This is a genomic window from Pseudoalteromonas sp. TAP-3C (assembly GCF_059888565.1).
Genome location: NZ_CM187618.1, coordinates 2,459,734 through 2,472,500, shown reverse-complemented (window position 1 = coordinate 2,472,500; position 12,767 = coordinate 2,459,734). Strand labels below are relative to the sequence as shown.

Below are 12,767 nucleotides of genomic sequence, written 5' to 3'. Positions count from 1 at the left end.
TAAACGGCGGCCGTAACTATAACGGTCCTAAGGTAGCGAAATTCCTTGTCGGGTAAGTTCCGACCTGCACGAATGGTGTAACCATGGCCACGCTGTCTCCACCCGAGACTCAGTGAAATTGAAATCGCAGTGAAGATGCTGTGTACCCGCGGCTAGACGGAAAGACCCCGTGAACCTTTACTACAGCTTGGCACTGAACATTGAACCTACATGTGTAGGATAGGTGGGAGACTTAGAAGCAGAGACGCTAGTTTTTGTGGAGTCGACCTTGAAATACCACCCTTGTAGTTTTGATGTTCTAACGTTGGCCCCTGAATCGGGGTTACGGACAGTGCCTGGTGGGTAGTTTGACTGGGGCGGTCTCCTCCCAAAGAGTAACGGAGGAGCACGAAGGTTGGCTAAGTACGGTCGGACATCGTACGGTTAGTGTAATGGTAGAAGCCAGCTTAACTGCGAGACAGACACGTCGAGCAGGTACGAAAGTAGGTCATAGTGATCCGGTGGTTCCAAATGGAAGGGCCATCGCTCAACGGATAAAAGGTACTCCGGGGATAACAGGCTGATACCGCCCAAGAGTTCATATCGACGGCGGTGTTTGGCACCTCGATGTCGGCTCATCACATCCTGGGGCTGAAGTCGGTCCCAAGGGTATGGCTGTTCGCCATTTAAAGTGGTACGCGAGCTGGGTTTAGAACGTCGTGAGACAGTTCGGTCCCTATCTGCCGTGGGCGTTTGAGAATTGAGAGGGGTTGCTCCTAGTACGAGAGGACCGGAGTGAACGAACCGCTGGTGTTCGGGTTGTCATGCCAATGGCATTGCCCGGTAGCTACGTTCGGAACTGATAAGCGCTGAAAGCATCTAAGCGCGAAGCAGGCCTCGAGATGAGTTCTCACTAGACTTTTAAAGTCTCTGAAGGGCCGTTGAAGACTACAACGTTGATAGGCAAGGTGTGGAAGCATGGTGACATGTTAAGCTAACTTGTACTAATTACCCGTGAGGCTTAACCATACAACGCCAAACGCGTTTTATCATTTACGTCCATGTAAATGACTAAAGCCGCACAAGTGCGTTAAAATCTGTTCCAGACAGATTTTTATGTGATAGTGAAACAAGCGCAGAAGTTAAGATTGTAGGTCGTGATTTATCGCGACAACTAAAGTAGATATTTACTGAAAACTTTATTATCTGAATTCCAAATTTATAAGGTGACTCTTAGCGCGTAGCGTTAAAGTTGAGGCACCTTGCGCAAAGGAAATGGTAGCACTACGTGCTTTGTCATTACTCCTTTGCACCATATTTGCTTGGTGACAATAGCGTTTTGGACCCACCTGACCCCATGCCGAACTCAGTAGTGAAACGAAACAGCGCCGATGATAGTGTAGCATTTGCTATGTGAAAGTAGGACATTGCCAGGCTCCAAATAAGAGAAACCCGTTACAGCGATGTAGCGGGTTTTTTGTTTGCCCAGCGAAGCTGGCAAACCCGTCAGGTTGAAAGAAATCTGAATCACCCTGACTAAGGGGAAGATAATCTGAATGGCAAGGGCGTCACTGGCCAACGGTGGGGTCTGAAGGAAGCCATAAGAAGTTAGAGGTACACAACTAACCGTAACCTGTTTCGGCAGCATTGGTGGGTCAGCGTGCAAAATAGCGCAACGCCCTATACTTAGTCAGACCAATGCTGTGCTTGAGGGTGGAATTTCTAACAGGGAGCCAGCACAGTAACTGGGGAAGCCTGGCATCTAAACTTAGTGTAAATAAGTGGCCTAAACTCAAGGGGAAACCCAAGGTTTAACGTCGGTGTGAGGTGGCAGATGAACCCGTAGTAGTGAGTAAGGCTAGGCCGATGAAAGCCAGTAATGGTGTGGAGGGCAAAACCAAGCCGACTATCAGCAGCGTGTCTGATAGGGTCAATTTAAATCAAAAGTTTTAATTGATTGCGAAGGGGGGAAGTATTCTTTAAGAGTATGAAAATCAGGAATATCGACGTATAGGTTCACATGTATTTCGACGGAAATAGGCAAGAGATGACGGCTAAGCAGGAATGTGGACGCTGAGAATTAAAGGCCGAGCACGGGAGTAATGATTGACCACTTAGGCAGATTGCCACTGGGCTAGCACACCTAATGTCATCATGAAGGACACCACTATACATCAATGTGAAACGACAGACATACCGCAAGCAAAGGCAATTGATGACAGTTTACTACAGCTTGTATGGGCAATTATTAGATATTAATAACCTGTACAAGGGATTCAAAAAAGTGAAAGCAGCAAAAGGAGCCGCCGGAATAGATGGGCAGTTCATAGCCGCGTTCGCCTTGAATTTAGAAGAAAACTTGAAACAACTGCAACGTGAACTGCAGAGCAAGCAGTATCGCGCGCAGCCGGTCAAACGGATAGAAATACCGAAAGACGATGGCGGCGTGAGATTGCTGGGCATTCCAACAGTTCGCGATCGCATAGTACAACAAGCGCTATTGAACATTCTCCAACCGATCTTCGACATCGACTTTCACCCATCAAGTTATGGGTACAGGCCGAAACGAAGCTGCCATGATGCCATCAGCAAAGCCACGGTATTTATTCGTAAATATCAGCGTGAGTGGGTGGTTGATATGGATCTGTCGAAGTGCTTTGACCTGTTAGACCACGATTTAATTATTAGCAGCGTCAAACGTAAAGTGACAGACGGTAGCATTTTAAAGCTGCTCAATCAGTTTTTAAAAAGTGGGGTAATGATAGGCAATCACTGGGAAGCGAGTGAGGTAGGGAGTCCACAAGGAGGGGTTATTAGTCCATTGTTGGCGAATATCTACCTAGATGCGTTCGATCAAGAAATGAAAAAGCGAAATCACAGAATAGTGAGGTACGCCGACGACATTTTGATCTTATGCTGCACAGAAAAAGCAGCGAAACATGCACTCACTGTAGCAACTCAGATACTGGAGAAAGACTTGAAGTTAACAGTCAATCAAAAGAAAACCCATATAGCGCATAGCAGTGAAGGGGTAAAATTTTTGGGAGTGGAGATAGGATGTAATTGGACATGGATCCAAGGGTCAAAACTCAAAGGCTTCAAACAAAAAGTTAAACGATTAACAAAACGAAATAGCGGCATGAACTTAGTTGAAATAATAAAAAGACTAAACCCAGTGGTGCGTGGTTTTGTAAATTATTTCAGTATAGCCAATTGTAAACGAGCATTAACTCAGCTGGCGGGGTGGTTAAGACGCCGATTAAGGGCCATTCAGTTAAGGTTGTGGAAAAATCCAGCGAGATTGCATAAACGACTAAAACAATTAGGGAAAAAGCCGCCATTTAAGTTTATGAAAATGAACTCATGGCGAAACTCCCTAAGTCCATTATCGAGTGTAGCAATGCCAAACCAATGGTTTGAAGAGCTAGGTTTATATTCAATGGAAAAAGTAAGTACAGGATGGCTTGCTCAATCGGCGTTTAGTAAATAAGCCGAAGGGATAGAAGAATACAGGAGCCGTATACGAGGTCCGTACGTACGGTTCTGTGAGAGGGATGAGGCAAAAGCCTCACCCTACTCGATGTTGTCTAAAATAAAGTATCAGCGTTAAGCCGTCAGCTAGCAGTTGCACAGCGTCAACCTGACCACCGTAGCGTGGGTTGAGTATCACGAAACCCACGGGAAAAAAGAACGCGACGATCATCTCATACCAATCTGCATAAAGATTAAGTCAATTTTATCCAGTCTCTAGCGCAGATGCTTTTAACTCTATTAGGTACTGAGATGAATTTATTCCACGCTATTTATTGATAACATTATTTAATGGCTGTTTAAGCCTGCAACGCCATTGTTAAGTCCGCTGTTTGGCATCTTCTAACTTCAAATTAGCAAAAGTAGCTAAGTATCGATGCGTTAATGAGAACACTTAATTTGGCAGATTGGTATAAGCTCAACATTCCTATGCGGTTATGGAACTGACGTGTTAAAATCTGCTTTTAGTTTTTATATTATTGAGGTGTCGATTGCCTACCAGTGACTATCAACGAGTATTAGATGAAATAACTCAAGAGGTAAGGCCTTTACTAACTCAAGGAAAAGTTGCCAATTATATACCGGCATTAGCAGAGGTTGATCCTGAAAAGTTTTCTATTGCTATTTATACTACTGAAGGTGAGATTTTTTGCGCCGGTGATTATGAGCAACGTTTTACAATTCAATCTGTTTCTAAAGTCATGACTCTCACATTAGCACTACAACGTTATGGCGACGAACTATGGCATAGAGTGGGCAAAGAGCCTTCAGGTACAGCGTTTAACTCTCTTACACAGCTTGAGTTTGAAAAAGGTATTCCACGTAACCCATTTATTAATGCAGGAGCCATTGTTACCTGTGATGCTTTATATAGTCGCTTATCTGCTCCAATGCATTCTATGTTGGAGACGTTTCGTACTTTGTCTGGCAATCGCGGCATTGTAATCGATAAAAAAGTAGCTAATTCAGAGTATGAGTTTAGACATCGAAATGCGGCAATGGCGCACTTAATGAAATCATTTGGTAATTTTGAGAACGAGGTTGATGATGTGCTTTGGTCATATTTTAACTTTTGTGCAATCGAGCTTAATTGTATCGAATTATCAAAAGCGTATAGCTTTTTAGCGAATAAAGGTATTGATTACAACTCTGGTCAGCGAGTGCTTTCTAGTCGTCAAAATAAGCAATTAAACTCGCTATTATTTACCAGTGGACTATATGATGCTGCAGGTGATTTTGGCTATCGAGTCGGTATGCCAGGTAAATCGGGTGTATCAGGAACAATCCTTGCTGTATTGCCTAATAGATTTACGGTGGCTGTTTACTCTCCAGGTTTAAACTCTTTTGGTAATTCAGTAGCAGGCTTAGCAGCATTAGAGCTGCTATCTAAGAGGCTTGATATATCCATTTTTTAATTGAGTAAAGTGGGACCTTTATTGGTCCCAGTAAACCTGCTCTAGGCAATCTTCTCGCTCAGGTAAACCTCGAGATAAACGGGGAGAATGCTGCACAAGCACTTCATAGCTAGCTCTATTGGCGTATTTACTAATTTGCGCAAGTGAAGAGTAAGTAATAGCTTGTTGTTGATGTTTTGCAGAATTAGCGACATTTAATTTATGGTATACATTCGCTGATAAATCATGAAGTACTGCGGCAAGTGCACAATCACCCGCACCGTTGGTGTTTTTAATCGAATCAGGCCCCCCCATAAATGGAGCTGTATGGCTGTATGCCTTGATTGGATTGTCACACTCTACTTTGCGCATTGCACGAGAAAATTCATAACGGTTAAAATCAGCGATAGCACCTGGCAACAACGGGTACTCTGTTTCACGTTTAAAATTTTCATCCACATAGCCTGCCATGAATAAACCTTTTTCACCAGCGGTACAAATCACTAAATCAACCCAGTCCAGTGCTTTGTCAGCTGCAAGCAGTGGGTCTTCAAACCCAGTTATGGCTTGACCTTCTTCTTCGTTCATTGCAAGTATATTAACGTGTTTTTCTACAAAGTTAGCCCACCATGTGGGATCTTGCTCTATAAGAAATTTAGTACCCAGTGTTAATACAACCGGTACATCCGCGTCGTTGGCATATTTGATGGCTTGCATAGTCGCTTCGGTCATGGTTTCATCGCCTTGGGTACGCATAAGATAGGCGCTGATCACTAATGCCGATGAGCCTTCAATAAGCTCTTTATCAATTGACTCAGGCTTTAAGTAATTCATTAAACCTGAACTAATTGCAAAAGTGCGTTCTCCTGTTTCGTCAATTAATGTAAAACAGCGGCCAATTGGGCCATCTACTGGCTGTAAGTAATCCAAGTCTACGCGACTTGAGTTATTACATAAAAAGCGATAAGCGTAGCTACCAATTTTTATGTTTTCACTCATTACACCCAGTAATACTGAACGGTCATCGGCAAGTACGGAGTAATTATGCATGGTATTACCAACGGTTCCCCCTGCGAATTCGTAATCGACCATATCGTTGAGCTTTAAGCGGTCATATAAAGCATTGGTGATGTCATTATCTATGACTTGCGACATTCCTCGGCGCAACTGAAATTCATCAAGAAAAGCTTGGTCAACCTTGGCTTCTATATCAACAACGATTTGATCAATCCCTGTAATATAACTGCGGTGTAACCGTTCTGTGGCGTTAAGTTGATTGGTCAGTGGATCTTTGGCTTCCACTGGAAAGTAATGTTTATGCCTACGGCGTCCAGGAAATTTCATTTGCTACCCGTGTTGTGAGCTAAATAAAAAAAGCGTGAGATTATAGCGTAAATCTTGCCTTATGAGCCATGACAAAGCATTTAAATTTGTTTTATTTTTGCAATAAAGTGATCAATAACGCATTTTATCATGCTGAGTTGGTATAATTACCATATAAAAAATAGCTAAGTAACAATAATGACAGAGCCATTTGACGACCAATATTGGATGCAACAAGCGCTTGTATATGCAAAACAGGCAGAGAAATTAAATGAGATCCCAGTAGGAGCCATTATTGTCAAAGATAATCGGCTTATTAGCGTAGGTTATAATCGCTCAATTACTGATAATGACCCATCTGCTCATGCTGAAGTGGTAGCGGTTCGTGAAGCAGGTAAGGTGCTTAATAACTACCGATTAATTGATTGTACCTTGTATGTTACGTTAGAACCTTGCTTTATGTGCGCGGGTTTATTAGTTCATAGCCGCATTAAACGTTTAGTGTATGGCGCTGCGGACGCCAAAACAGGATCGGCTGGGTCAATTATGAATTTGTTACAAGAGCCGCGTTTAAACCATCAAGTTGAAATAACAGGCGGGATATTAAAGGAGGAATGCGCAGAAACTGTTTCTAGTTTTTTTAAGCGACGCAGGGCGCAAATAAAAGCGGCAAAGCAAGCCGCTCGTATTAACAGTGCTTAATCAGCAGCTTTTAGCGCATCTAACTCAGCCATTTGCTGCATTTCAAACATACGGCGACGCCAAATTACTTTTTTATGTAAATTTTTAAGCATTACTCGACGGCGCGTTGCCGTTGAATGTTTTATACAACGATTTAGTTGGTGTGTTCGTCTACGTTTAAGCATAACTTGTCCTTATGTGCTTGGTGATGACACAAATTTTTATATAATTAACTTAGGTTATTGAATAATTGATTACAAGTAAACTACTGTTTTATTTTTAGATAATTTAATCTATAAAATTTATTTATTCTCATTACTAGCACCACTTGTACGTTGTTTTGATTCATCCAGTTTAATGTTTTTTTCTTCTAATATGTTTGTTGAAGTTGCAGGCGCGATTGCATTATTTTCATCAAGCCAGACTAACGCATCGTAGTAGCGACGAATATTATCGACATAAGTAACGGCTACATCACCTCGTGCATAGCCGTAATGAGTATTGCGATAATAACGTTTTTTTACTAATAGTGGTAACCGCTTTTTAACATCAGCCCATTTGTCAGGACTTGCACCTTGTTGTTTTGTAATTATTCGTGCGTCGTTTACGTGTCCCCAGCCTACATTGTATGCAGCTAAAGCAAGCCATGTACGATCAGGTTGGGGGATTCTATCTGGAATACGTTTGATAAGTTTGCTGAGATACAGCGCTCCGCCGCGTATGTTCTGTTCAGGCTCCAACCTATTAGTGACTCCGACATATTTTGCTGTGCGTTGTGTGAGCATCATTATGCCGCGAACACCCGTTGGAGACTTGGCACGCGGATTCCACATCGACTCTTGATAACTCAATGCTGCGAGTAATCGCCAATCAAGACTACCGGCATATTGCTCAAACCAAGGTTGATATTTAGGCAATGTTTCTTTAATTGCATCTATATAGGCTAAAGTATTAACGTAATTAAACTGACGGACGTGGCCAAAGTATTTTTCTTCGAGGACATAGAGTTGGTTGTTTTGTTTAGCTTCACCAAAAAAAGGCACTAATAACGCGTATAAGGAATCATCATTCGATTTTCTTAATATCCATGCAATCGAATCGTTACGGGTAACTGAAAAACCAATGCTTAAATTAGGGTGGTAGCGACGAAATAACGCTAATGTGTGTGAATCCGCTAAGGTATAATCTATTTCGCCGTCAATGACCGCTTGCAAAAGTTCTTCCTCATCAAATTCTTCTGTTTCATTCCAATTTAAATTTGGATTTTTTTGTTGAATTTCTTCCAAAGTAAGCGAATGACTACTTTTAGCGATAACAGTAAAGTTTCCAGTAAGATCATCAAAATCGCGTGGGCGTTCGCGGCCTTGTTTAAATACTAATTTTTGGCTAATCGTCCTGTATGTGGGACCATAGCGATAACGCTCTGCACGTGCTTTGTTATAAGTAAGCCCTGAGGCTATTAAATCTAGATCGCCACTATCTAAGCGTACAAACATATCGGATAAATTAAAAAAGGGCACAATTTCAAGCTCTACACCTAAGTAGTCTGCGAACGCTTGAGAAAGTTCAAATTCAAACCCTTGCTCCCCTTGAACGGCTTGATAGTAATTACTTGCACTGGCAAGTGTGCCAACACGGATTTTGTTTTCAGATTTGATTTGGGCAAGCTGTGTCGATTGCTCTTGTGTATTACATGCACACAAAAGTATGACTAACGTAATAATTGTTATTAGCTTCATCTTTAACATGTTCGCCCCTTTAATATTGTATCTCTTGTTATACCAAAACTTATGGATTGCGTCACTTATCGTTTAATCGTAGTGAGTAAAAAATAGGTGTAATTAAAAACAAAAAGTTAATTTAATGAAAAGCGCATTTTTGAGTTAAATATAAGAGTAATTTGGACTATAATACGCGCCTAAAATATCGTTCAATCCCTAACCCCGGGTGAAATTACTTATGTTGATCCTTCGTGGTGCACCAGCACTTTCAGAGTTCAGAGTTAATAAAATTTTAGCGCGTTGCCAACAATTGCAACTTCCTGTCACCAATGTATATGCCGAATACGCTCACTTTGCCGATTTAACATCGCCATTAAACACTGATGAGCACACCAAACTTGAAAAGTTATTAACCTACGGGCCAACAATTGCTGAGCATGCGCCAGCGGGTCAGTTAGTATTAGTAACGCCTCGTCCTGGTACAATCTCGCCATGGGCTTCAAAAGCGACTGATATCGCTCATAACTGTGGGCTTAAGCAAGTTCATCGCGTAGAGCGTGGGATTGCTTATTATGTTGAAGGTGATTTAAGTGCAGAGCAGCTTGCACACGTTAGTGCGCTCATTCATGACCGCATGACTGAAGCAACGCATAGTAAATTAGAAGATGCAGCGCAGTTATTTAAAAGCGATGCGCCTCGGCCAATGTCATCAGTTGATATTTTAGCTGGCGGCCGCGAAGCATTAGCCGTAGCAAATATAGAGCAAGGGTTTGCACTTGCTGATGACGAAATTGACTACTTAGTTGAAAACTTTATTAAACTAGGTCGTAATCCTAACGACATCGAATTATTCATGTTTGCACAAGCAAACTCAGAGCATTGCCGTCATAAAATATTTAATGCTGATTGGACCATTGATGGCATTGAACAACCTAAGTCATTGTTCAAAATGATTAAAAATACCTTTGAACATAATCCTGAAAATGTACTGTCTGCCTACAAAGATAACGCAGCAGTAATGAAAGGTTCAAAGGCGGGTCGCTTCTTCCCGAATGCGCAAGGCGAATATGCGTATCATCAAGAAGACATTGAAATCTTAATGAAGGTTGAAACGCATAACCACCCAACCGCTATAGCGCCATTTTCTGGTGCAGCTACAGGGTCGGGCGGGGAAATTCGTGATGAAGGTGCAACTGGCCGTGGTTCAAAACCAAAAGCGGGCTTAGTGGGCTTTACTGTCTCTAATTTACGCATCCCGGGTTTTGAACAACCTTGGGAAAGTGATTTTGGTAAACCAGGGCGCATAGTGAATGCCCTAGATATTATGACTGAAGGCCCATTAGGGGGTGCTGCGTTTAATAACGAGTTTGGCCGTCCTAATTTATTAGGTTACTTCCGTACTTACGAAGAAAAAGTAACCAGCCATAATGGTGAAGAAGTACGTGGTTACCACAAGCCAATTATGCTTGCCGGTGGTTTAGGTAATATCCGTGCTGATCATGTTCAAAAAGGCGATATTCCAGTTGGTGCAAAACTCATTGCACTAGGTGGCCCTGCGATGAACATAGGTTTAGGCGGTGGCGCTGCATCAAGTATGGCGTCGGGTCAATCAAATGAAGATTTAGACTTTGCCTCTGTACAACGTGAAAACCCTGAAATGGAACGTCGTTGCCAAGAAGTCATCGACAAATGTTGGCAGCTAGGTGATGCAAATCCAATTGCGTTTATTCATGATGTGGGCGCTGGTGGTTTATCAAATGCCTTCCCTGAACTTGTTAATGATGGTGGGCGAGGTGGTAAGTTTCAGCTTCGTGATATTCCAAATGATGAACCGGGCATGGCACCACACGAAATCTGGTGTAACGAGTCTCAAGAGCGTTATGTACTTGCTGTCGCTGTTGAAGACTTTGACCGTTTTGAGGCGATTTGTAAGCGTGAAAGAGCGCAATATGCTGTTATTGGTGAAGCGACGCAAGAGTCTCATTTAACCGTCGCTGATAGCCATTTTGATAATAACCCGGTTGATTTACCGCTTGATGTATTACTAGGTAAAGCACCTAAAATGCATCGTGATGTTACATCGCAGCAAGTAGTCGGTACTGCACTTGATGTGGATGCAATTACCCCCGCTGATGCAGCGCAACGTTTATTGCGTTTACCAACCATTGCCGAAAAAACCTTCCTCATTACCATTGGCGACCGCTCAGTAACTGGCTTAGTCGCGCGCGATCAAATGGTGGGCCCGTGGCAAGTACCGGTTGCTAACTGTGCCGTAACCGCTGCTACTTACGATACCTACCATGGTGAAGCTATGTCACTGGGTGAACGCACGCCTGCCGCATTACTTAACTATGGTGCTTCAGCACGCTTGGCGGTCGCTGAATCATTGACTAATATTGCCTGTGCTAATATTGGTAGCCTAGAAAACATAAAATTGTCTGCAAACTGGATGGCCGCGGCGGGTCACCCTGGTGAAGATGCCGGTCTTTACGAAGCGGTAAAAGCCGTAGGGGAGGAGCTGTGCCCTGCACTTGGGTTAACAATTCCAGTGGGTAAAGACTCTATGTCGATGAAAACTCAGTGGGATGAAAATGGCGAGCAAAAATCTGTCACATCACCGTTATCACTTATCATCACTGCTTTTGGTCGTGTTGATGATGTACGTAAAACAGTTACGCCACAGCTACGCACTGATAAAGGCGAGACATCGCTTATATTAGTTGATTTAGGCGCGGGCAAAAACCGATTGGGCGCATCAAGCCTTGCACAGGTTTATAAGCAATTAGGTGATGTAACGCCTGATGTAGATAGCCCAGAGCTACTAAAAGGTTTTTACAATGCCATGCAGGCGCTAGTCGCTGATAGCAAGCTACTTGCTTATCATGACCGTTCAGACGGTGGCTTATTTACTACGATTGCAGAAATGGCATTTACCGGGCGCACTGGTGTAACGGTTGATTTAGCAGGTTTAACCGGCTCTGACATTGAAGCCCTTTATAACGAAGAGCTAGGCGCTGTAATTCAAGTGGCAAACAGCGATTTAGACGCAGTTAAAACAGTGTTTGAACAGCATGGTATTGCCGCAATTAGTCATGTTATTGGCTCGCTGAATAACCATGATAACATTGTGTTTAATCGTAATGAGCAAACAGTACTCAAGCATACCCGTACTGAACTTCGTACAATGTGGGCTGAAACAACCTACCAAATGCAAGCACGTCGTGATAACCCTGATTGTGCTAAGCAAGAGTTTGATGCTAAGTTTGATGCTAATGATCCAGGTCTGAATGTAAAACTCAACTTTGACTTAAATGAAGATGTTGCAGCGCCTTACATTGCAACCAGTGCTAAACCGCAAATGGCAATATTGCGTGAGCAAGGCGTAAACTCGCACCTTGAAATGGCCGCTGCGTTTAACCGTGCGGGCTTTGCAGCGGTTGATGTGCACATGAGTGATATTTTAGAAGGTCGTTTAAGCCTTGAGCAGTTTAAAGGTTTAGTGGCGTGTGGCGGTTTCTCTTATGGTGACGTATTAGGTGCGGGTGAAGGTTGGGCTAAGTCAATCTTATTTAACGATATGGCGCGCGATCAGTTCCAAAGCTTCTTCGAGCGCCAAGACTCATTTAGTTTAGGTGTTTGTAACGGTTGTCAAATGTTATCAACATTAAAAGAGTTGATCCCAGGTACTGAGCATTGGCCACGTTTTGTAACGAATAAGTCAGAGCGCTTTGAAGCACGCTTTAGCTTAGTTGAAATACAAGAGAATCCATCGGTATTCTTTAATGGCATGGCAGGCTCGCGGATGCCAATCGCGGTATCTCATGGTGAAGGTCATGCTGAGTTTGCAAGTGATGCGGCAATGAAAGCGGCGCTTGATTCAGGTACTGTAGCGGTTAAATTTGTAGATAACTACGGTAACCCAACAACGCAATACCCCGCTAACCCAAATGGCTCGCCTGAAGGAATTACTGGTATTACATCAACAGATGGTCGTGCAACTGTCATGATGCCGCACCCAGAGCGTGTATTCCGTACTGTGGCTAACTCTTGGCACCCCGATGAGTGGAAAGAGGATAGCCCGTGGATGCGTATGTTCCGTAATGCGCGTAAAAATGTAGGCTAAACTTCTATTTATACA

Annotated in this window: 7 protein-coding genes and 2 rRNA genes (1 of these 9 running past the window's edge); 6 read left to right on the top strand and 3 right to left on the bottom strand. The window is 43.0% G+C overall.

Annotated features, from left to right (window positions below; genetic code table 11):
* From AC6H44_RS11595 to glsB, 4 genes are all read left to right on the top strand, one after another.
* Window positions 1–1,008 (top strand): 23S ribosomal RNA (locus tag AC6H44_RS11595) (it extends 1,890 nt beyond the left edge of the window).
* 292 nt (window positions 1,009–1,300) lie between these two features.
* A 5S ribosomal RNA gene (gene rrf / locus AC6H44_RS11590) occupies window positions 1,301–1,415 on the top strand.
* A 779-nt stretch (window positions 1,416–2,194) separates the two neighbouring features.
* On the top strand, window positions 2,195–3,469 hold the full coding sequence (gene ltrA, locus AC6H44_RS11585) for a group II intron reverse transcriptase/maturase (RefSeq protein ID WP_500735645.1): 1,275 nt from the start codon (window positions 2,195–2,197) through the stop codon (window positions 3,467–3,469).
* A 532-nt stretch (window positions 3,470–4,001) separates the two neighbouring features.
* Entirely contained in the window at window positions 4,002–4,925 is a 924-nt protein-coding gene (glsB, locus tag AC6H44_RS11580) for a glutaminase B (protein WP_500735643.1), read from the top strand.
* An 18-nt stretch (window positions 4,926–4,943) separates the two neighbouring features.
* Here the strand turns inward: glsB and AC6H44_RS11575 are convergent, their stop codons facing one another.
* A complete protein-coding gene (locus tag AC6H44_RS11575) occupies window positions 4,944–6,248 on the bottom strand; it encodes an inosine/guanosine kinase (RefSeq protein ID WP_500735641.1) in 1,305 nt (434 codons plus the stop codon).
* A 177-nt stretch (window positions 6,249–6,425) separates the two neighbouring features.
* Here AC6H44_RS11575 and tadA point away from each other — a divergent pair, with 177 nt between their 5' ends.
* Window positions 6,426–6,929, top strand: a complete 504-nt coding sequence (gene tadA / locus AC6H44_RS11570; RefSeq protein ID WP_500735639.1) for a tRNA adenosine(34) deaminase TadA — start codon at window positions 6,426–6,428, stop codon at window positions 6,927–6,929.
* Here tadA and AC6H44_RS11565 read toward each other — a convergent pair.
* Both AC6H44_RS11565 and mltF read right to left on the bottom strand, forming a co-directional pair.
* Complete coding sequence (locus AC6H44_RS11565) at window positions 6,926–7,093, bottom strand: hypothetical protein (protein WP_500735638.1); 168 nt, start codon at window positions 7,091–7,093, stop codon at window positions 6,926–6,928. The genes tadA and AC6H44_RS11565 overlap by 4 nt on opposite strands.
* A gap of 117 nt (window positions 7,094–7,210) precedes the next feature.
* A complete protein-coding gene (mltF, locus tag AC6H44_RS11560) occupies window positions 7,211–8,656 on the bottom strand; it encodes a membrane-bound lytic murein transglycosylase MltF (RefSeq protein WP_500735637.1) in 1,446 nt (481 codons plus the stop codon).
* Between the two features lie 211 nt (window positions 8,657–8,867).
* Between mltF and purL the strand changes: the two genes are divergently transcribed.
* Window positions 8,868–12,752, top strand: coding sequence for a phosphoribosylformylglycinamidine synthase (gene purL / locus AC6H44_RS11555; protein ID WP_500735636.1), 3,885 nt, complete (start codon window positions 8,868–8,870; stop codon window positions 12,750–12,752).
* Window positions 12,753–12,767 lie beyond the last annotated feature (15 nt).